Annotated in this window: 16 protein-coding genes and 1 tRNA gene; 2 read left to right on the top strand and 15 right to left on the bottom strand. The window is 64.8% G+C overall.

Translation table 11 applies throughout. The features are described from left to right. The first annotated feature begins 38 nt into the window (after window positions 1-38). Window positions 39-113: transfer RNA gene (locus ACN9MZ_RS10005), tRNA-Arg, on the top strand. A 380-nt stretch (window positions 114-493) separates the two neighbouring features. Further along, a complete protein-coding gene (locus ACN9MZ_RS10000) occupies window positions 494-700 on the top strand; it encodes a hypothetical protein (protein ID WP_426341994.1) in 207 nt (68 codons plus the stop codon). 179 nt (window positions 701-879) lie between these two features. Here ACN9MZ_RS10000 and ACN9MZ_RS09995 read toward each other — a convergent pair whose 3' ends face one another. The 15 genes from ACN9MZ_RS09995 to ACN9MZ_RS09925 form a co-directional block, all read right to left on the bottom strand. Then, a complete protein-coding gene (locus ACN9MZ_RS09995) occupies window positions 880-1,599 on the bottom strand; it encodes a PEP_CTERM-anchored TLD domain-containing protein (RefSeq protein WP_426341993.1) in 720 nt (239 codons plus the stop codon). Window positions 1,600-1,641: 42 nt separating this feature from the next. Then, window positions 1,642-2,034: a RidA family protein gene (locus ACN9MZ_RS09990; RefSeq protein WP_426341992.1), complete on the bottom strand. Its 393-nt coding sequence runs from the start codon at window positions 2,032-2,034 to the stop codon at window positions 1,642-1,644. A gap of 9 nt (window positions 2,035-2,043) precedes the next feature. Next, window positions 2,044-3,204 (bottom strand): acyl-CoA dehydrogenase family protein, encoded by a 1,161-nt coding sequence (locus tag ACN9MZ_RS09985; protein WP_426341991.1) that lies wholly within the window; start codon window positions 3,202-3,204, stop codon window positions 2,044-2,046. A gap of 1 nt (window position 3,205) precedes the next feature. Continuing rightward, window positions 3,206-4,060 (bottom strand): enoyl-CoA hydratase family protein, encoded by an 855-nt coding sequence (locus ACN9MZ_RS09980; protein WP_426341990.1) that lies wholly within the window; start codon window positions 4,058-4,060, stop codon window positions 3,206-3,208. Further along, complete coding sequence (locus tag ACN9MZ_RS09975) at window positions 4,057-4,542, bottom strand: MarR family winged helix-turn-helix transcriptional regulator (protein ID WP_426341989.1); 486 nt, start codon at window positions 4,540-4,542, stop codon at window positions 4,057-4,059. The genes ACN9MZ_RS09980 and ACN9MZ_RS09975 overlap by 4 nt, the downstream gene beginning before the upstream one ends. Window positions 4,543-4,555: 13 nt before the next feature. Continuing rightward, the gene (locus tag ACN9MZ_RS09970) at window positions 4,556-5,395 is read right to left on the bottom strand and encodes an SDR family NAD(P)-dependent oxidoreductase (RefSeq protein ID WP_426341988.1); all 840 of its coding nucleotides are present in this window, start codon (window positions 5,393-5,395) and stop codon (window positions 4,556-4,558) included. Then, complete coding sequence (locus ACN9MZ_RS09965) at window positions 5,395-7,770, bottom strand: bifunctional salicylyl-CoA 5-hydroxylase/oxidoreductase (protein WP_426341987.1); 2,376 nt, start codon at window positions 7,768-7,770, stop codon at window positions 5,395-5,397. Before ACN9MZ_RS09965 ends, ACN9MZ_RS09970 begins: the two co-directional genes overlap by 1 nt. Window positions 7,771-7,778: 8 nt before the next feature. Continuing rightward, window positions 7,779-9,425, bottom strand: coding sequence for an AMP-binding protein (locus ACN9MZ_RS09960; protein ID WP_426341986.1), 1,647 nt, complete (start codon window positions 9,423-9,425; stop codon window positions 7,779-7,781). Window positions 9,426-9,553: 128 nt separating this feature from the next. Next, entirely contained in the window at window positions 9,554-10,261 is a 708-nt protein-coding gene (locus ACN9MZ_RS09955; RefSeq protein ID WP_426341985.1) for a response regulator, read from the bottom strand. 18 nt (window positions 10,262-10,279) lie between these two features. After that, window positions 10,280-14,425, bottom strand: coding sequence for a two-component regulator propeller domain-containing protein (locus ACN9MZ_RS09950; RefSeq protein WP_426341984.1), 4,146 nt, complete (start codon window positions 14,423-14,425; stop codon window positions 10,280-10,282). 78 nt (window positions 14,426-14,503) lie between these two features. Beyond that, window positions 14,504-15,673, bottom strand: coding sequence for a patatin-like phospholipase family protein (locus ACN9MZ_RS09945; RefSeq protein ID WP_426341983.1), 1,170 nt, complete (start codon window positions 15,671-15,673; stop codon window positions 14,504-14,506). 75 nt (window positions 15,674-15,748) lie between these two features. Continuing rightward, complete coding sequence (gene ggt, locus ACN9MZ_RS09940) at window positions 15,749-17,491, bottom strand: gamma-glutamyltransferase (protein ID WP_426341982.1); 1,743 nt, start codon at window positions 17,489-17,491, stop codon at window positions 15,749-15,751. A gap of 113 nt (window positions 17,492-17,604) precedes the next feature. Further along, window positions 17,605-18,366: a 3-hydroxyacyl-CoA dehydrogenase gene (locus ACN9MZ_RS09935; RefSeq protein ID WP_426341981.1), complete on the bottom strand. Its 762-nt coding sequence runs from the start codon at window positions 18,364-18,366 to the stop codon at window positions 17,605-17,607. Window positions 18,367-18,429: 63 nt separating this feature from the next. Then, window positions 18,430-18,936, bottom strand: coding sequence for a hypothetical protein (locus tag ACN9MZ_RS09930; RefSeq protein WP_426341980.1), 507 nt, complete (start codon window positions 18,934-18,936; stop codon window positions 18,430-18,432). 56 nt (window positions 18,937-18,992) lie between these two features. Next, window positions 18,993-21,215, bottom strand: coding sequence for a sodium-translocating pyrophosphatase (locus ACN9MZ_RS09925; RefSeq protein WP_426341979.1), 2,223 nt, complete (start codon window positions 21,213-21,215; stop codon window positions 18,993-18,995). Window positions 21,216-21,269 lie beyond the last annotated feature (54 nt).

Below are 21,269 nucleotides of genomic sequence, written 5' to 3'. Positions count from 1 at the left end.
TGCCAGCCTGTCAGCTATAATTGCGCTCGCTTTGCGTCCTCCCCGTAGCACAATGGATAGTGCACATGCCTCCTAAGCGTGGGATACTGGTTCGATTCCAGTCGGGGGGACCAATCGGCACTTTCACCGCATCCCCCAGACATCCCGCAACCAAAGACCAAGCGCACTTCGAGTTCTGTTGCGCTGTCTCAGCCTGCTATGCCATCGCATTTCCGCCCCGGTAAGCCTGCAGCCGTATCGGGCTGCCGCGTTCAATCGGGAAGGCGGGGTCGCCGGTATTGTGCGGACTATTTTTATTTATATATCATGCTAAAGTTCTAAATTGCCATGAGGAAATATTTTCCTGGGCCTGGGCGAAAGACTCTTCCTTGTTGAAGGCACGTTCAGCGAATTGCAAGTCGCCCAAACCCAAGCAAGCTTGCTGGCGCAAATCGAAAAAACAGCCAGACAAAAAAGTGTAATCGTCAAGGTGGTGGTGTCACAGTGAGGCGATATGCTCTACGTCCATGCCATCATGCAGCACAAACTCGGCAATTTTATATGCCATGCGGTGAATATGCAGGTAAGAGGGCTTTATTTAAAAGCGGCCTGCGCAGTGCATATTGGCTCGTCCACCACAATTTTCTTTCTTGCGGTGTTCTATTTCTCTGGAATGTACAAAGAACATAGCAGCATCGCCGCACGCAACAATCGCTGCTAACTCTACTTGTCGTTGCCGGAAGCTTTTTGACTTATCCCATCATGGAAATTTCAAGATTCCGCAAGTACCGACATGCTCCCTCTCACGCTGAAGCCGAGCCATCGACCTTAAAAGAACGGGGTGGCCAAACGCCTGGCAGGCGGGCTTGTTGATTCCTGAGTCCAACGAAAAGTAAAAGTCTAAAGCGAACAGCGATCACCCGATACGAAGCGCGCGGCAAAGCCCAGTATCGCAAGGCCCGATACCAGCATCAACCAGGTGTCGGCCTCGGGAACGGCAAAGACGCGCCACACTTCCATATCGCCGAATGTGATGTTCGGCGACTTGTAATCCCTCCCATCAAGCAGGCTGGAATCGAAATTGCTACGTTCGGGATCGATGTAGGAATACATGATCGAATAGCCGCCATTGGTCAGGTCCCACGGCACGTACAAGTCATGGCCGGCGCCGAACACCGGGCCGGTCCTGGCATCGTTCCAGGTCTGGAAGGAGCCGACCGTATCGAGCGCATAGGTGCGCGGCGTCTGGCGATGCATCTGGCGCGACGTCAGGTTGAACAGGAAGCCGGTGCGCTTTGCATCTACGGTCGTGATGTGGAATTTGCCAGACGAGTCCCAGCTCTGCGGGTTATACCCGCCGACCTTGAACAGTTGCCCAAGCTCATTGGTCGCTTCCATCACGGTAAAGGTACGGCCCTTGCCGTCAACTGCCGCGTGGAAATCCGCTGCGGTTTGTCCGTCACGCTTCTTGTACAAGCGCTCCAGCCTGATCGGGCCATTGCCAAGCCAGGTCGATAGCTGGGCAATGTCAGCCTCCGTCAACAGCGGCGTTGCGCCTTGCGCCGTCGACAGGACCAGCAGGAAAATTGCGCCAACCAGGCGCGGGAGAAGTTTGGCCATGGGATTGCACCTCCACGGCCGGACTATAGCACTTCATTAAAACTACGCGGGCACGACTGCCGTCACCTCGATCTCCACCCTTGCACGCGGCTCCAGCAGTCCGGCAACCTCGACTGCCGTCATGGCCGGATAGTGCTTGCCAATCAGCTCGCGATAGATGGCGCCGATCTCCTTATAGGCGCCCATATATTCGTGCTTGTCCACCACGTACCAGGTCATGCGGGCAATATGCTCGGGCCCGCCGCCCGCTTCTTTCAGCACGGCCAGGATGTTTTCGATGGCCTGGCGTACTTGTCCGGCGAAATCATCTGTTTGGAATTCACAATTTGCGTCCCAGCCGATCATGCCGCTGACAAACACCATGCGGCCAGTCGCCGCGATGCCATTGGAATAGCCGCGCGGACGCGCCCAGCCCGGCGGTTGTAAAACTTGCATACTGACTCCTTAGCCTTCGCGCAGCAGTTCGCGCGCGATGATCAATTGTTGTACTTCGGTGGCGCCTTCATAAATGCGCAGCGCGCGGATTTCACGGTACAAGCGCTCGACCGGATGTTCGCTGACCACGCCCATGCCGCCAAACATTTGCACGGCGGCGTCGATCACCTGCTGTGCGGTTTCCGTCGCGGTCATTTTGGCCATGGCCGCTTCCTTCGTCACTTTCTGGCCCTGGTCGCGCTGCCAGGCGGCGCGGTAGGTCAGCAAGGCGGAGGAATCGACGCCCGTGGCCATCTGCGCCAGCTTGGCTTGCGTGAGCTGGAAGTCGGCCAGGGCCTGGCCGAACATCTTGCGGCTTTGGGCATGGACCAGCGCTTCTTCCAGCGCACGGCGGGCGAAGCCCAGCGAAGCGGCGGCCACCGAGGTACGGAAGACGTCCAGCGTTGCCATCGCGACCTTGAAGCCCTGCCCTGCTTCGCCAAGGCGCTGGCTGGCGGGAATGCGGCAGTTGCTGAATTCCAGGCGCGCCAGCGGGTGCGGGGCGATCACGTTGATGCGCTCTGCAATCGCGAAGCCTGGCGTGTCCTTGTCGACGATGAAGGCGCTGATGCCGCGCGCGCCGGGTTGTTCGCCGGTGCGGGCGAAGACCACATAGAAGTCGGCGATGCCGCCGTTGGAGATCCAGGTCTTTTCGCCATTGAGCGCGTAATGGTCGCCATCCAGCACGGCGGCGCATTGCATGGCGGCGACGTCGGAGCCGGCCTGCGGCTCGGACAGCGCGAAGGCGGCAATTGCCTCGCCTTTCGCGACGCGCGGCAAGTAGGCTTGCTTGCTGGCGTCGCTGCCGAACATGCTGATGGCGCCGGAGCCCAGGCCCTGCATCGCGAAGGCGAAATCGGCCAGGCCGTTGTGGCGGGCCAGGGTCTCGCGGATCAGGCAGATGGCGCGGGTGTCGATGGCGTCCAGCGCGCCGCCATAGGCGGTGCCGCCAATGGCGTGGCGCAGCCAGCCGGCATCGCCCAGGGCGCGCACCAGGCAACGGCATTGGGCGTCGGTGTCACTGCCGTGCGCGTCGCGCACATGCTCGGCGGCCCAGGCGTCCAGTTCGCGCTCCAGCGCCGCGTGGCGCTGTTCGAAGAAAGGCCAGCCAAGGTAGGATTTATCAACCATCTCAATTGCCCTCGAAAACCGGTTTCTGCTTCGCCACGAAGGCGTGATAGGCGCGGTGGAAGTCGTTGGTGGCCATGCAGATGGCTTGCGCCTGCGCTTCCGCTTCGATGGCTTCGTCGACGCCCATGTTCCACTCCTGTTGCAGCATCTTCTTGGTCATGCCGTGCGCGAAGGTCGGGCCGCTGGCCAAGCCTTGGGCAAAGGCTTGCGCTGCGGCCAGCAGGCTTTCCGGCGCGTGCAAGCTGTTGAAGAAGCCCCAGCGCTCGCCCTCCGCGCCGGACATGGAGCGGCCGGTGTACAGCAGCTCGGCGGCGCGGCCCTGGCCGATCACGCGCGGCAACAAGGCGCAGGCGCCCATGTCGCAGCCAGCCAGGCCGACGCGGGTGAACAGGAAGGCGGTCTTGCTGCGTTCCGTGCCGAGGCGGATATCCGAGCCCAGGGCCAGCATGGAACCGGCGCCGGCGCAAACGCCGTCGATGGCGGCGATCACCGGTTGCGGGCAGGCGCGCATGGCTTTCACCACGTCGCCGGTCATGCGGGTGAAAGCCAGCAGGCCGGGCATATCGAGTTTTGTCAACGGCCCGATGATTTCGTGCACGTCGCCGCCGGAGCAGAAGTTCTCGCCGGCGCCGGTGATGACGATGACCTTGACGTCATCGGCATAGGCCAGTGCGCGGAACAGTTCGCGCAGCTCGGCGTAGGAATCGAAGGTGAGCGGATTCTTGCGCTCGGGGCGGTCCAGGGTGAGCGTGGCGACGCCCTGCTCCACCGTGAACTGGAAGTGCCTGGCCTGGTAGGCGGCGAGTTGCGCGCGGTTGCCCGGCAGGTGTTGCGGTTCCCCTTGCAGGTATTTCATGGTTTGTCCTTTGGTTCGCGGGCGTACAGGTGGCCCTTCATTTGCGACAGCAGTTCGATGAGCTTTCCTTTGTCTTCTTGCGAAATCTCTTGCAGCAGTTCGGCGACCCAGCTTTCGTGGACTGCTGCCATTTGCGCGAATGCCTTGCGGCCGGCGGGCGTGAGCTTGACGCTGAAGGCACGGCCGTCTTTCGGGTCGGGTACGCGGACGACCAGGTTTTCCTGCTCGAGCTGGTCGGTGATGCCGGTCACGTTACCGCCGGTGACCATCATGCGCTTGGAGAGTTCGCCCATGCGCAGGCCTTCTGGGTGGCGCTCGAGCTGCGCCATCAGGTCGAAGCGCGGCAGCGTGATGCCGAATTCGGCGCGCAGCCGACTGCGGATTTCGGTCTCGATCTTGGTGGTACAGGAGAGCATGCGCAGCCACAGCTTCAGCGACTGGTGGTGGTCCTTGGTCAGGCGGCTTTCCAGGTCTAATTGCATCGTTCCGGTTTCCTTACATGACTTCACCGCCGGCGACAGCGATGGATTGGCCGGTCACTGCGCTGCTGGAGGGCTGGCAAAGCCAGGCCACGGCGCTGGCGACCTCCTCCACCTGCACCAGCTTCTGTTGCGGGTTGCCGGCTGCCAGCTCGGCGCGCGCTTGCTCCTCGCTGCGGCCGGTTTTCTGCATGATGTTGGCGATGGCATCCTGCACGATGTCGGTTTCCGTGTAGCCGGGGCAGACGGCGTTCACCGTGATGTTCTTTGTCGCCAGTTCCAGCGCCAGCGCCTTGGTCAGGCCGACCAGGCCGTGCTTGGCGGCGACGTAGGCGCTGACGTATTTGTAGCCTTTCAGGCCTGCGGTCGAAGCGATATTGATGATCCTGCCCCAGCCTCGTTCAAGCATTTGCGGCAAGACCGCCTGGGTGCAGTGGAAGGCGCCTGTCAGGTTCACGTCGAGCATCTGCTGCCAGTGCTGGCTGGTGGTTTTCGCGAACGGCGCAGGCTGCGCTTGCCCTGCATTATTCAGCAGGATGGTGACTGGGCCGAGTTGCCGCGCGGCGGCGGCAATGGCGGCGAGGACGGCTGCTTCGTCGGTGACGTCCAGCCCGCATATGTCCACTCGCGGCAGCAGCCCAGCGGGTGCCTGCCCCTGCGGGTCAGGCGGGACGGCCGGTTTACCGGTTTGAGCGCGCCCGGTCCGAAGCGAGTCCGCGGCGCGCCCGAGCGCTGCCACGTCGCGGCCGGCAATTGTCACGCTGGCGCCTTGGGCTAGCAATGCACGCGCGCAGGCCAGCCCGATGCCCCTGCTGCCGCCGGTGATGAATGCATGGTGGCCAGAAAGCAGCATCATCAGCCCTCCAGCAATTTGGCCGCAACTTGCTGCGGCGTCAGCCCGGCGCTGGCGGCGGCCAGCTGGCGTTCGCGCTCGAGGTTGCGCTCGAGCTGCTGCTTGCCGGCCAGGTATTGCTTCGGCCAGGTCACGGGCGTGTAGCCAAGCTTGGCCGCCTCGGCTAGCGTCCAGGAAGGGTTTGCGAGATGCGGGCGGCCCACGGCGCACAGGTCGGCGCGCCCGGCCGCGATGATGCCGTTCGCATGGTCGGCTTCGAAGATCGAGCCGACCGCAATGGTCGGAATCCCCGCCTCGTTGCGCACGCGGTCCGCAAACGGCGTCTGGAACATGCGCCCGAACACCGGTTTTTCCAACTTGCTGACCTGGCCCGAGGAGCAGTCGATCATGTCCGCGCCCGCCTGCTTGAACAGGCGCGCGACCTGCACGGCATCATCCGGCGTGATGCCGCCCTCGACCCAGTCATGCGCTGAAATGCGCACGCTCATTGGCTTATGTGCCGGCCACGCTGCGCGCATGGCCGCGAACACGCGCAAGGGGAAGCGGCAACGATTCTCGAGCGAACCGCCATACTCGTCGCCGCGCTCATTGGTCAGCGGAGAGATGAAGGACGACAGCAGGTAGCCGTGCGCGCAATGCAGCTCGATCCAGTCGAAGCCAGCTTCCTCGGCCGCCAGCGTGGCGCGCACGAAGTCGGCCTCGATGCGCCGCATGTCCTCTACGCTCGCAGTGCGGGCCACCTGCGACACACCGGCCAGGTACTGCTGCTGCGATGCCGCCAGCAGGGGCCAGTTGCCTTTGTCGAGCGGCAGGTCGATGCCGTCCCACATGGCCCGGGTCGAACCCTTGGCGCCGGCGTGGCCTAGCTGCAGGCCGATCCTGGCGTCCGTGTTGTGGTGGACGAAATCGACGATGCGCTTCCAGGCCATCGTGTGCGCAGGGGCATACATTCCGGGGCAGAACGGCGTAATGCGGGCATCGGCGGAAACGCAGGTCATCTCCGCCATTACCAACGCCGCCCCGCCCAAGGCGCGCGCACCCAGGTGCGCCATATGCCAGTCGCCAACGCAGCCGTCGACTGCACTGTATTGCGCCATCGGCGAGACGATGATGCGGTTTTTCAGCACCAGATCGCGCACCTTGTACGGGGTGAACATCGGCGGCACCGGAAGGCCGGCGACCGGCTGCGGCAATCCGGCTTGCGCAAACGCCCGCTCCGCCAGCCAACGTTCGAAGCCAGCCACGTAATCCCTGTCGCGCACGCGCAGGTTTTCATGGGACAGGCGCTGGCTGCGCGTCAGCATCGAGTAGGCGAACTGCGGCGCTTCCATCGCCGTGTAGCGCTGCACGTTCTCGAACCACTCCATCGAATTGCGTGCCGCGCTCTGTATTTTCAGCACTTCGACTGCGCGCACTTCCTGGTATGAAGCCAGCGCCTTACGTGCACCGCCATGCGCGGCAAAGCAGCGCGCCAGCTCGATCGCGTCCTCCAGCGCCAGCTTGGTGCCGGAGCCGATGGAAAAGTGCGCGGTATGCGCGGCGTCGCCCATCAGGACCACCGGCACGTCGCCATTCCAGTGCACCCATTTCTGGCACACGATGCGCGGGAACTTGATCCACACGTTCGAGCCACGCAGGTGGGCCGCGTTGGACATCAGCTTGTGCCCTTGCAGCTGCTCCGCGAACAGCTTCTCGCACCAGGCCAGCGCTGCTTCCTGCGACATGTCGTCCAGCCCGGCGGCGCGCCACACCGATTCCGGCGTTTCGATGATGAAGGTCGACGTCTCGCCGCCGTACTGGTAGATGTGGGCCTGGAACCAGCCATGTTCGGTCTGCTGGAAGTCGAAGGTGAAGGCGTCGAACTTCTTCGTCGTGCCCAGCCAGACGAAGCGGCATTGGCGCGCTTCGATCATCGGCTGGAACGTCGCCTCGTAGCGAGCGCGCACGCGCGAATTCAGGCCGTCCGAAGCGATCACCAGGTCTGCGTTGTAGCGTGCCGCCAACTCCTGGTCGTCCTGCACGTCGGTCTCGAACACCAGTTCCACAGCCAGTTCTTCGCAGCGCTGCTGCAGGATGTTCAGCAGCCGCTTGCGGCCGATGCCGCAGAAACCGTGGCCGCCGGAGGTGACTTTCTGTCCTTTGAAGAAGACGTCGATGTCGTCCCAATGGTTGAAGGACTGCAGGATCTCGCGCGCGGTCTTTTCATCGGCCGCCACCAGGTTGCCCAGCGTCTGGTCGGAAAACACCACGCCCCAGCCGAAGGTATCATAAGGCCGGTTGCGCTCCACCACCACAATGCGATGCGACGGGTCCTGCTTTTTCATCAGCAGGGCAAAATACAAGCCGGCCGGGCCGCCGCCAATACAAACGATATTCATTCGGTTCCTCAGGTGCTACGAAGTTTGAAGCGCTGCAGCTTGCCGGTTTCGGTGCGCGGCAGCGAAGGCAGGAAGCGGATCGAGCGCGGGTACTTGTACGGAGCGATCTGCTCCTTGACGAAGTCCTGCAGCTGCGCCGCCATGTCGGGCGTCGCTTCAAAGCCCGGCTTGAGCACGACATGCGCTTCCACGACCTGGCCGCGTTCCTGGTCCGGCTTGCCGACCACGCCACATTCGGCCACAGCGGGATGACGCAGCAAGGCATCCTCCACCTCGGGGCCAGCGATGTTGTAGCCGGCGGAAATGATCATGTCGTCGGTGCGCGAACGGTAGAAGAAGTATCCGTCGGCATCCATTTCGTAAGCGTCGCCGGTCAGGTTCCAGCCGTCCAGCACATAGTCGCGCTGGCGCGGGTCGTCCAGGTAGCGGCAGCCGGTCGGGCCTTTCACCGCCAGGCGGCCGACAACGCCGGGGCCCACCGGCTGGCCTTTGTTATCGAGCACGCAGGCGCGGTAGCCGGGAATCGGCTTGCCGGTGGCACCCGGCCGGATATCGTCCCCTGCCGCGGATATGAAGATATGCAGCATCTCAGTGGCGCCGATGCCGTCGATCATGCGCAGGCCGGTGGCCTGCTGCCAGGCTTCGCGCGTTGCCACCGGCAGCGCCTCGCCGGCCGAGACGGACTTGTCCAGGCTCGAAAGATCGTATTTGCCCGTGAGCGTGGCCATCTGGCGGTAGAAGGTCGGCGCGGTAAAGCAGATCGTCGCGCGGTATTTTTCAATCGCCTGCAGCAGCGTTTCCGGCGTCAGTTTTTCCAGCAGCACGGCGGCGGCGCCCACCCGCAGCGGGAACAGCAGCAGGCCGCCAAGGCCGAAGGTAAAGGCCAGCGGCGGCGTGCCGATGAACAGGTCGTCGGCGCCGGACTCGAGGACATGGCGCGGGAAGCAGTCGCAGATGGCCAATACGTCGCGATGGAAGTGGATGGTGCCTTTCGGGACGCCGGTGGTGCCGGAGGTGAAGCTGATCAGGCAGATATCGTCGGCCGCCGTGTCGCATGCCGCGGCGCTCGCCGGCTGCGCATCCATCAGGGCCTCGAGCGAATGCCCCGACGCCGCGGCGGCAGCCTGCGCCTCGGCCGGCACGTTGAACCACAGTGTGCGTTCAGGGCGGCTGGGCGCAGCCTCGATCTCTTCGCGCAGGGCATGGGCGCACAGCACCGCCTGCACTTGCGCCTTCTGCATGATGACGCCCAGCTCCCGCGCGCGCAGCAGCGGCATGGTGGGAACCGCGATCAGGCCGGCCTTGAGCACGGCCAGCACGGCGGCGGCCATCATCGGATGGTTGGCGCCGCGCAGCAGGACACGATTGCCGGGCACCAGCGCCAGAGGGCCGCGCAGGACGTTGGCGATGCGATCAACCTGCCGCTGTAGTTCGGCATAGGTCCAGCTGAAGCCTTCGCCGTGCAGGGCGATGCGCGCGCCGCCGCCCGCTGCCACGGCCTGGTCCAGGATCTCGGCCACGCAGTTCAGGCGCCCCGGGTACTGCAAGTCGGGAAGGTCGAACACCAGGTCCGGCCATTGCTCAACCGGAGGTAGGTGCTGGCGCGCGAACTGGTCGAGATGGGCGCTCGGTTCTGCTGCAGTGGATCTGTTCATGGTCGCCTGGGTAAGGTTCGGTTGAAAGTACAGCCTGCGGTGCAGACTACTTTAAACCTAAAATATATTTACCGCAAGGCCGCCCCAGCCCGGTGCAGCGATCTGCCCGTCAACGGGCTGGCGATGATTCAGCTTTGCCGCACCAGCGAGGATTGCTGCAGCACCGCCCGGATCACTTCCGTCAGCGCCGCTTGCACGTCTACATTGCTGACATGGACGCCGATCAGAGGCTTGAGGGCCGCCGCGGCGCCGTGCAAACCCAGCGTGGTGCAGCCGGTATGCAGGCGTTCCAGCCGCACGCGAACTTCGGCCTGCTCGTCGTGCGCCAGCAGCGCATCAATCTCGTTGCTGGCTGCCGTGAGCTGGTTCTGGAAGCCGGTCAGGTAAACCAGCAAACGGTCGGAGGCAATCCCCAGCCGTACCAGGGTGGCGGCCGGCTCTTCCGCCCGGTGCTCATAGCCGTTGGCCGCCTGGTCGAGGAAAGCGCCAAGGTGGGCGCGCACCTGCTCCGACTGGAACGGCTTGACGATATAGCCGGTGGCGCCGGCCAGGGTGGCCTGCTGCACCGTTTCCTTGTCGGTAGCGGAGGACACCAGCACGAACGGCACTTCGGCCAGGTCGCCCTGCCCGCGCACGCGCTGCAGCAATTCGATGCCGGACAGGCGCGGCATGCGCAGGTCGCAGAAGACGATGCCCGGACGCAGCCCGTCTTCCAGCTGCTGCCAGGCGTCGGCGCCATCTTCCGCTTCAACGATCTCGAACTTGCCGCAACCATCGATCAAGTGCATCAGCACCATGCGTGAGACTACGTCGTCGTCGACTACCAGTACTTTCATGCTCTCTCCGCTCTTGTTTTAATGACGCGTTGGGGATACGACGTGTTCCAGCAGCAGGCGCAAGCGCGGCAGCTTTTCGCGGATCGCCGGCCACATGGCGCGGTCCGCGGCCCGTTCCAGTTCACCGCACAGGGCATGCAGCTCGGCCTCGTCCAGGTAGGCGGCACTGCCCTTCATGCCATGGAACAGGCGGCCGGCCGCATCGGCGTTGGCCGAAGCCAGCGCCTGGTCCAGTTCGCGCAGGCGCGCGGGCAAGTCGGCGATGAAGGCATCGCGCAGGCGCAGCTTGAGGGCCTGCCCGGCCTGGCCAGGCATCGGCGCCGGCGGCGGCAGGTCGCACACGCCGAACATGGCATCCAGCTCCGCCACTGAAGGATGTTCGGCCGTTCGCGCCCGCATCGGGGGCAGCTTGATGCCGCGCGCCAGCTGGCGCTCGATGGCCCGTTCCAGCTGCATGTGCAACGCCCCTTCGTCGATCGGCTTGGTCAGGAAGTCATCCATGCCGGCAGCCAGGTAGCGGCTGCGGTCTTCGTCGCTAGCGTTGGCCGTCAGGGCCACGATCATCAGGTGCGGATCGAGCACCGGCGCTTCGCGCGGGCCGCCGGAGCGGATCAGGCGCGTCGCGGTGGAGCCGTCCATTTCCGGCATGCGGCCATCCATCAGCACCAGGTCGTAGCGCTGCTGGGCGCAGGCGGCCAGCGCCAGCACGCCGTTGCCGGCGATATCGACCTTGTGCCCCAGGTCTTCCAGCATCATGCGCACGATAATCTGGTTGGTCGGGAAGTCTTCCGCGCACAGCACGCGCAGTTGATGCGTATGCTGCTCGCGCGCCACGTGCGGCGCCAGCGGCGGCGCCACGCCGTCGCGCAGCGGAACGGTGAAGGCAAAGCTGGAACCGGCGCCCGGTGCGCTGACCACGTCGATCTGGCCGCCCATCAGCTCCACCAGCTGGCTGCTGATCGCCAGGCCAAGGCCGGTGCCGCCGTAGCGGCGGGTGGTGGTGGTGTCGCCCTGCTCGAACTTCTGGAACAGGCGCGGCAAGGCGTCCGGCGTAATGCCGATGCCGGTGTCTTCCACCGTGAAGCGGATGCGGTGCCCTTGCGGCCCGCTGCTTTCGCGCTCCACCCGCAGCGATACCTTGCCGCGTTCCGTGAACTTGAAGGCATTTCCGACCAGGTTGACCAGCACCTGGCGCAGGCGGGTCGGGTCGCCGACCACGAATTCCGGCAAGTCCGGCGCGAAATCGACTTCGAAGCCCACCATATTGGACATGGTGTGCTCGGCAAACAGGCTGACCACGTTCTCCACCATGCTGGCCAGCGCGAAGTCGATCGACTCGATGTGCAGCTTGCCGGCCTCGATCTTGGAGAAGTCCAGCAAGTCGTTGATGATGGCCAGCAGCGACTGTGCATTGCCCTGGCCGCGCTCGATCTGCTCGCGGGTGCGCTCGGCCAGCGCATTGTCGCGCAGGGCGAAGCCCAGCATGCCGATCACGCCGGCCAGCGGGGTGCGCATTTCGTGGCTCATATTGGCCAGGAATTCGGACTTCTGGCGCGTCGCCTCCTCCGCCCTCTGCTTGGCCAGCGACAGGTGCTTGTCGCGCTTCTCCAGCTCGCGCTTCTGCTCTTCCAGCAGCTGGTTCTTCAGCTCCACTTCGGCCGTGCGCAGGCAGACCTGCTTTTCCAGCTGCAGCTGCTGGCTGCGCAGGACGCGCACGCGCATGTGGTAAGCGCCCCAGGCGGCGCCCATCGCGGCGGCCAGCATGCACAGGCGGAACCACCAGGTTTTCCAGTACGGCGGCGCGATATTGATTTCCAGCGTGGCGGCGTTGTCGCTCCAGATGCCGTCCTTGTTGGCGGCCTTGACGCGGAACTGGTAGGTGCCGGGGTCAAGATTGGTGTAGGTCGCGAAGCGCTTGCCCGCATCGGTCACCACCCAGTCCCTGTCGAAGCCGACCAGCTGGTAGGCAAAACGGTTGCGCTGCGGCGCGGCGTAGTGCAGCGCCGCGAATTCCAGCGAGAATACGGAGTCGCCTTCGCGCAGCGACAGGGAGCTGGTGTATTCGATGGCCTGCTGCAGCACGCCCTTGTTGGCGCCGCCCTGGCCCGGCCGCACCGGCTTGTTGAAGATCTGGAAATCGGTGATGACGGCAGTCGGCGCCGAACCGTTCTCCCGCACCTCCTGCGGATCGAATGCGGTGATGCCGTTGAAGCCGCCGAAATACAGGGTGCCGTCGGCCGCGCGCAAGGCCGAGCCGTCGAAATAGGCGCCCTCGATGGTGCCGTCCACGCCGGAGTAGTTGCGCACCTGCCCGTTGCCCATGTCGAGGCGGGAGATGCCGGTATTGGTGGACAGCCACAGGTATTTCCCGCGGTCCGGCAGGATGCCGGCGATCGCATCGTCGGCCATACCATCCTTGCGCAGGAAGCGGCGGAAATGCACGCTGCCGTCGGGGCGCCGCTCCATCCGGTTCAGGCCCGCCGCGGTGCCGATCCACAGCATGCCATCGTCGTCCTCGAACAGGTAGTGCACCTCATTATGGCTCAGGCTGCCCTGGTCGTTCGGGTTGTTGCGATAGTGCGTGAAGCGGCCGGTCTTGCGGTCCAGCAGGTCAAGGCCGTTGAAGGTACCGATCCAGAGGTTGCCGCGTCGGTCTTCCAGCACCGGGCGCACTACGCTGTCGGCCATGCTGTGGATGTCGGCCGGATCGTGGCGGAAGGTGAGCACGCCGTTGCTGGACGGGTCGATGCGGTGCAGGCCATTGCGGGCGGAAGCCCAGACCATGCCGTCGCGGTCGCCGTACAGGAAGCGGATCACATCGTTTTCAGGATCGCCGTGCGACAGCATCAGCGGACCAAAGCGGCGCGCCCTGATGTCGAAGCGGCGCACGCCGTTGCGGCTGCCGACCCACAGCACATTGCGGTCGCGCGGGTCGTGCAGCAGGGCCGTGACCTGGAATTCCAGGCTATCGTTGCCGCTGCCGGTACGATACAGCACGGTCTTGCCGGTCACCGGATCGTAGTAATTGAGGCCGTCGCTGTTGCCGACCCAGACCTTGCCGTCGCCGGCGTCGAGCAAGGCGCGCACCTTGTTGTCGGTCAGCGTAAAGGGCTGGCCCGGGTCCTTGACCAGGCGCGCAAAGCCGCCGCTGCCCAGGTCGACCCGGCTGACGCCGCGATACCAGGTACCGACCCACAAGGTGCCGACGTTGTCGCGGAACAGCGAGAACACATAGTTGTCCGCGATGCTGTGCGGGTCGCCCTGCTGGTGGCGGTACTGCACGAAACGGTCGTCCGACTGGCGCCAGCGGAACAAGCCGCCAGTCTGGCTGCCGACCCACAGCGTGCCATCCTGGTCCTGGTAAATGCGCTTGACCATGCTTTGCGGCAGGCCTTCCGCCGCGCCCAGCACCCGGCGTTGCGGATATTTTCCTTCCAGCGTCCAGCGCTCGATGCCGTTCTGGGTGCCGACCCACAGCACTTGGTCGCGGTCCACCAGCAAGGACTGGGCGCCGCGCGCGCCCGCTGCCTTGAGCGGATAGTGGATGAAGGTGCGTGACCCCGTCTCCAGCATGTCGACGCCGGCCGAGGTGGCAATCCACAGCCGGCCCTGCTTGTCGCGCGCCAGGGCGTTGACCTGGTCATGGCCAAGGCTGCCCGCTTCAGCGCGATCGTGGTGGTAGATGAGGAACTTGCCCGTCGACGGATCGAAGTGCTGCAGGCCGTCGGCGGTGCCGATCCACAGGCCATCGGCGCCGTCGTCGATGATGGCTTTGATATGGCGGTTGCCGCTGCCGCGCTTTTCCGGCTCGCGCGGCAGATGGTGGCTGAACGACTGGGTCTTGGGGTCGAACAGGTCAAGGCCGCCGTCGGTGCCGACCCACATGCGGCCGCGCGGATCGAGGTGCAGCACGCCGACCCAGTTCTCGGCCAGGCTGCGCTGGTCGCCAACGATATTGCGGTAGACCGTGACCTTGTAGCCGTCAAAGCGGCTCAGGCCCGCCTGGCTGCCGAACCACATGAAGCCCTGACGGTCCTGCATGATCGCCAGTACCGACTCCTGCGCCAGGCCATCGTCCACGTCCAGCTGCTCGAAACGCAGGGTGCGCGGCGGTGCCGCCAGCGCCGGGATGGCGAGCGTGCAAGCCAGGGCCAGTGCGGCCAAGCGCGAGATCAGTCGACGTACGTTTCCAGCCACGGGATCAGAAATGGGCAAAAGCTGCCATTTTACTATTCCTCGCCATCAGGACCCGAAAAATGCCAGGACGTCCGCGCGACGGGCCTGGGTATCGCGCTGGCCGAGCCGGATCAGTTCCTGGGTATAGCTGGCTTCAAACAGCAGGTAGGAGGCCAGCGCCGAACCGCGCGCCTCGGTGGCGCCGATCCCGGACAGCATGGTGCGAATCGGCGCCGGCAGGCTGCCGATGTGGCGCGCGGCCAGGTCGTCCAGCCGTTCGGACGGCGCGATCACCAGTAGTTCCACGGGCCGCAGCGGGGTCTTGGCCAGCAGGTCTTCCGGCAGCACGGACAAGGTCTGGTTGACGCGGTTCAAGCGTTCGATATCGACCGCCAGCCCGTCCAGGAAGATGGAGGACATGGCATGGCCGGCGATCTGGGCCAGGCTCGGGTAGCGCGGCGACTCCGTCATCTGGCGCGGCGGCTCGGTCAGGCGGCCCGCGCCGACCACCAGCACCTTCTGCGCCCCAAGGTGGATGGCCGGCGAAATCGGCGCCAGCTGGCGCATCGAACCGTCGCCGCAGTACTCCAGGTGGCCGCCCATGTACAGCGGCGTGGCCGGGAAGATGAAAGGAATCGCCGACGACGCCAGCAAGTGCTCGACGCCGATCTGGTCCTGCATCGCCACGCGCTGCATCCTTACCCAGGGTGCGATTTCGGCGGCGGTCTGGTAGAAGGTGATGTGCTGGCCGCCGGTGTAGGACGAGGCGGTGACGGCCACGGCGTGCAGCAGGCCTTCCTGCAAACAGTTGTCCAGGCGCGGCAAGTCCAGCATGCGGTGCAGCAGGTTCACCAGCGGGGTGTTGTCGAGCAGCGACTGCGGCGGCGCGGCGCGCCATTTGCGCAGCAGCCAGCCGAAGGACAGCAGCGACAGCCAGCGCGCCCCCGAACGCAGCACGCCCAGCGAATCGGCACGATAGACCTGGTTCGCTTCGAAATTGCTCCACACGTCGAGCAGTTTCTGCACGCCTTCGCCGAAATTGTCGGCGCGGCAGGCCAGCGCGGTGGCATTGATGGCGCCAGCCGAAGTGCCGCAAATGATCTGGAAGGGATTACGTGCCGGCGGCCATCCCTCTTCCCACAGGATTTCGGAGATCGCCTGCAAAACGCCAATCTGGTAAGCCGCGCGGGCGCCACCGCCCGTCAGGATCAAGCCTGTTTTCTTTTTCATGCCCATTTATCAAGGGTAACATGCTGGCTGCGGGGCGGGAATGCCTCGCGCCCTGCCCGTCCGCCGCCTGTCGCGCGCTCGTCACTCGCCGCGCACGATGCCTTCGCGGCGCGGATCGGCGCCGCCGAACCAGCCGTTCGGCGTGCGCTGCAGGCCTTGCAGGCCCGAGTTGAGTTCCACCTGGCGCACTTCGTGGCCACGCGCTTTCAGCTGCCCCACCACGTCACTTGTGAACTTGCCCGCTTCCAGCTCGGTCGGGCCATTGCGGCTGCCGAAATTGGGCAGGCTGATGGCTTGCTGCACATTGAGGTTCCAGTCAAGCGCACCGACCAGCACCTTGGCCACATAGTTGATGATGGTGGAGCCGCCCGGCGAGCCGGTGGCCAGCACCAGTTGCCTGGTCTGCCTGTCGAAGACCAGGGTCGGCGCCATCGAACTACGCGGGCGCTTGCCGGGCTGCACCCGATTGGCAATCGGGCCATTTTCGTCCACCGAATCCCAGGAGAAGTCAGTGAGCTGGTTGTTCAGCAGGAAGCCGTCGACCATCTGGCGCGAGCCGAAGGCGTCTTCCACCGAGGTGGTCATGGAAATGGCGTTGCCGTTGCCGTCCACCACCACCAGGTGCGAGGTGGAGGGCTTGTCCAGCGCGGTGTCGTCGCCCCAGGCCACTTTCACTTCGGCCGGCACGCCGGCGCGGGCGCGGCCCATCGACTTGTCGCCGATGAGGGCGGCGCGCTGGCGCAGGTAGGACTTGTCGAGCAGGCCGCTGGCGCCCTTGCCTGGCAGCGGAACAAAGTCGGTATCGGCGACGTAGCGGTTGCGGTCTGCATAGGCCAGGCGTTCCGCTTCCGTCATCAGGTGGATGGCGTCAGCCGTGATCACGCCGTTGACCGGCGCGTAGTCGCCGATCTTGCTGTTTTCAAGGATGCCGAGGATTTGCGCGATCGCCACGCCGCCGGACGATGGCGGCGGCATGCCGCACACGGTGTAGGCGCGGTAGTCGGCGCACAGCGGTTCGCGCTCCCTGGCCTTGTAGCCGCCGATGTCGGCTGCCGTCAGGCCGCCTGGATTGGTCGGGTGCCCCTGCACTTTCGCGGCGATGTCGCGCGCGATGTGCCCGCGGTAGAAGGCATCGGCGCCTTCGGCGGCGATCTCGCGCAGGGTCTTTGCCAGTGCAGGGTTTTTCAGGACATGACCCACCGGCCAGGGATTCTTGTCCTTGTCGAAGAAATAGGCGGCAGCGACCGGGTCGCGCTGCAGGTAACGCTCATTGGTCAGCAAGGCGTTCAGGCGCGGGCTGACGGCAAAGCCCTCCTCGGCCAGCTTGATGGCGGGTGCGAACAGCTTGGGCCAGGCCAGCTTGCCATGCTCCTTGTGCGCCAGTTCCAGCATGCGCAGCACGCCGGGGGCGCCGACCGAACGGCCGCCGACCACGCCTTCCGCCCGCGGCAAGGGTTTGCCATCAGCGTCCTGGAACAGGGTCTCGGTAGCAGCTGCGGGCGCGGTTTCGCGGCCATCGAAGGAACGGACCTTCTTGCCGTCCCAATGCATCATGAAGGCGCCACCGCCAATGCCGGAAGATTGCGGCTCGACCAGGGTCAGTACCAGCTGGGTGGCGATGGCTGCATCAACCGCGGAACCGCCTTGTTTCAGCATCTGGTAACCGGCTTCGGTGGCCAGCGGATTGGCCGCGGCGACCATGAATTTTTGCGCCGACCAGCCGGCCTTTTCCTGCCAGCCGGTGGCGATTTCAGGAGCGCGGTTGTCTTGAGCGTGGAGCGGGAGGGTGCAGAGCAGTGCTGCGGCGAGGGCGAGGGCTTTCATCCGGCCATGCTACACCAAAACCGGTAAACCAGGTGCCGACCCAAGGGTCAGAACCGACCTGCGGCAGCCGCGTGGCGGGTCTGTCCCTTGGGTCAGACCCAGATTTACCGGTTTTACTTCGGCTGCATGCGAATCGCACCATCCAGGCGAATCGTCTCGCCATTCAGCATGGTATTTTCGATAATGGACTTCGCCAGCGCAGCGTATTCGAACGGCTTGCCCAGCCGTGGCGGGAACGGCACCATCTTGCCCAGCGCGTCCTGCACTTCCTGCGGCATGCCCAGCAACATCGGGGTCTCAAAGATCCCCGGCGCGATAGTCATCACGCGAATGCCGGAACGCGACAGGTCGCGCGCCATCGGCAGGGTCATGCCTGCCACGCCAGCCTTGGACGCGCCATAAGCCGCCTGCCCGATCTGGCCATCAAACGCCGCCACCGATGCGGTATTGATGATCACACCGCGCTCGCCCCACTCCGCCGCTTCGGTCTTGCCCATGGCATCAGCCGCCAGGCGGCACATATTGAAGGTGCCGACCAGGTTGATATTGATGGTGCGCGCGAAGGATTCCAACGGATGCGGGCCATCCTTGCCCACGGTCTTGATGGCCGGCGCCACGCCGGCGCAGTTGACCAGGCCACGCAAGGTGCCCATGGCGGTAGCTGCTGCCACCACGGCCAGGCCGTCGGCTTCCGATGTGACGTCGCATTTGACGAATTTGGCTGCTCCCAGGTCTGCCGCCAGCTTTTCACCGGCCTCCACCTGCACGTCCGCCAGCACAACCTTGCCGCCGTTGTCGACGATCATGCGGGCGGTCGCTGCGCCCAAACCCGATGCGCCGCCGGTGATGATGAATACTTGGTCCTTGATCTGCATGCTTTGTCTCCCCTATTCACTTTACGTTACGTAAACGTCAATCGAGGCGTATTGTAGCCGAAATCAATAGCAAGTCATCCATCCCCCGCTTTGCGCACACACTTTTCCTGCCGGGCTGATGACCTGGCCGGGCGGTCCGTGATAATAGGTGCCGCTGGCATCGCGGCAGCCGCCGGCATCGCACTGGACCGGGATGGGCGCGCTGGGACCGGGCAGCGGCGTGGTTGGCGGCAAGACCGCGCCTGGCGGCAGCGACGGCTGCCCTGCGCGCGGCAACTGGGCGATCGCCGCCGGCGCGGCATGCGGATCGCGCCTGGTCAGCATGGGCGCCCAGGTCAGCGAGGGATCGGGGGCCGGCGCGATGCGCGGCGTCGGGGTAACGGTGAGCGGCACCGGGCGGCGCGGCATGGCCTTGCGGGCGGGCGCCGTGCGGCAGGGTTCCTGCAGCAGGTGCTTGCCATCGGCGCTGAGCCGGCATTCCGGCAAACGCCGGTATTCTTCAAGGGATTCGGCGCCGGCGGCCGGAGCGGAAAGCCCGGCGGCCAGCGCCAGCAGGAGTGGTAAATTCATGGTGCCCTCCGCAGCGTACCGCCATCATACGCCGCAGAGGGTGGAAGCGGCGCGGCTTACTTCGCCGCCGGTGCCTCGCTGGACGCTGGCGCCGGCACCTCGGCCGTAGCCGGGGCCGTAGCCGGGGCGGCAAGCGGTGCGGCCACCGGCGCGGCAACCTGCGGCGCCGCAGCCGAAGCCGGAGCCACCACCTGTTGCTGCGCCTGCATCGGCGCCATGGTCACCGACAGGATGCCGGTGGCCGGCAGCAGCGGCACCAGCAGCAGCGCCACGATGTTGATGATCTTGATCAGCGGGTTGACGGCCGGGCCGGCAGTATCCTTGTATGGGTCGCCCACGGTATCGCCGGTCACCGCCGCCTTGTGCGCGTCGGAGCCCTTGCCGCCATGGTTGCCGTCCTCGATATACTTTTTCGCGTTATCCCAAGCACCGCCGCCGGTAGTCATCGAGATCGCCACGAACAGGCCGGTGATGATGGTGCCCATCAGCAGGCCGCCCAGCGCGCGCGGCCCAAGCAGCATGCCGACCAGGATCGGTACCAGCACCGGCAGCAGCGAAGGCGCGATCATTTCCTTGATGGCGGAAGCGGTCAGCATGTCGACGGCCTTGTCGTACTGCGGCTTGCCGGTACCGTCCATGATGCCCTTGATGTCGCGGAACTGGCGGCGTACTTCCACCACCACGGCGCCGGCAGCGCGGCCCACGGCTTCCATGGCCATCGCACCGAACAGGTAAGGAATCAGGCCGCCGATGAACAGGCCCACGATCACCATCGGGTCGGACAGGTCGAACGACATCGACATGTTGCGCGACTCCAGCGCGTGCGTGTAGTCGGCAAACAGCACCAGCGCAGCCAGGCCGGCGGACCCGATCGCATAGCCCTTGGTCACTGCCTTGGTGGTGTTGCCCACGGCATCCAGCGGGTCGGTAATGGCACGCACGGAATCCGGCATCCCCGACATTTCTGCGATGCCACCAGCGTTGTCGGTGATCGGACCGTAAGCGTCCAGCGCCACCACGATACCGGCCATCGACAGCATCGAAGTCGCCGCAATCGCAATGCCGTACAGGCCGGCGAGCTTGAAAGAAACCAGGATCGCCACGCACACGGCAAGCACCGGCCACGCTGTCGATTTCATCGACACGCCCAGGCCCGCAATGATATTGGTGCCGTGGCCGGTGGTGGAAGCTTCCGCGATGTGGCGCACCGGCGTGAATTCGGTGCCGGTATAAAACTCGGTGATGTAGACCATCAGCCCGGTCAGCACGATGCCGACCACGGTCGCGCCCAGCATCTTGTAGCGCATGTCGTCGTCCGGCCACACCATCCAGGTCACAATCACGAAGCCGATCAGCGACAGGCCGGCGGCCCACCACAGGCCCGTGTACAACGCCGACATGATCTTCTTGCCCGGTTTCGCCTTGACCATCGAGCAACCGATGATGGAACCGATGATGGAGACCGCGCCCAGCAGCATCGGATAGATGGCCGCTTGCGCCGGAGCGCCGGTGATCATCAGCGCGCCAAGCAGCATGGTCGCGATCAGGGTCACCACATAGGTTTCAAACAGGTCGGCCGCCATGCCGGCGCAGTCGCCCACGTTATCGCCCACGTTGTCGGCGATCACTGCCGGGTTGCGCGGATCGTCCTCGGGAATGCCCGCCTCCACCTTGCCCACCAGGTCGGCGCCGACGTCAGCGCCCTTGGTGAAGATGCCGCCGCCCAGGCGGGCAAAAATCGAGATCAGGGAAGCCCCGAAGGCCAGGCCGATCATCGGCTTCAGCACTTCATGCACGTTGTGCGCCGGGTCGGGCGCGGCCGGGGCGCCCATTACAGTGAGCACCCAGTAGAAACCGGCCACGCCCAGCAGGCCCAGGCCGACCACCAGCATGCCGGTGATGGCGCCGCCCTTGAAGGCGACGTTGAGCGCTTCGTTCATGCCCACCGACGCAGCCTGCGCGGTACGCACGTTGGCCCGCACCGACACATTCATGCCGATAAAGCCGCAAGCGCCCGATAGCACGGCGCCAAGAAGGAAGCCGATGGCGGTCTTCATATCGATCGCCGCCCCGATGGCTACCAGCAGAACAACACCGACGATGCCGATGGTGCGGTACTGGCGTGCCAGGTAGGCCGCCGCACCTTGCTGGATGGCTGTCGCGATTTCCTGCATGCGGGCATTGCCCGCGTCCTGTCCAAGAATCCAGCTGCGCGCCCACAGACCGTATACAACCGCGAGCACGCCGCACGCAATCGCGAACCACAAACTTGCTGCCATAGATTGCCCCCTTACGTTATTAGAATCAAAAGCCACAAAACGAACTCGGTACGA

It is taken from the genome of Pseudoduganella sp. S-14 (assembly GCF_049913285.1).
In the GTDB taxonomy this organism is placed as follows: domain Bacteria; phylum Pseudomonadota; class Gammaproteobacteria; order Burkholderiales; family Burkholderiaceae_D; genus Rugamonas.
This window is presented reverse-complemented; position numbering and strand designations above follow the sequence as displayed.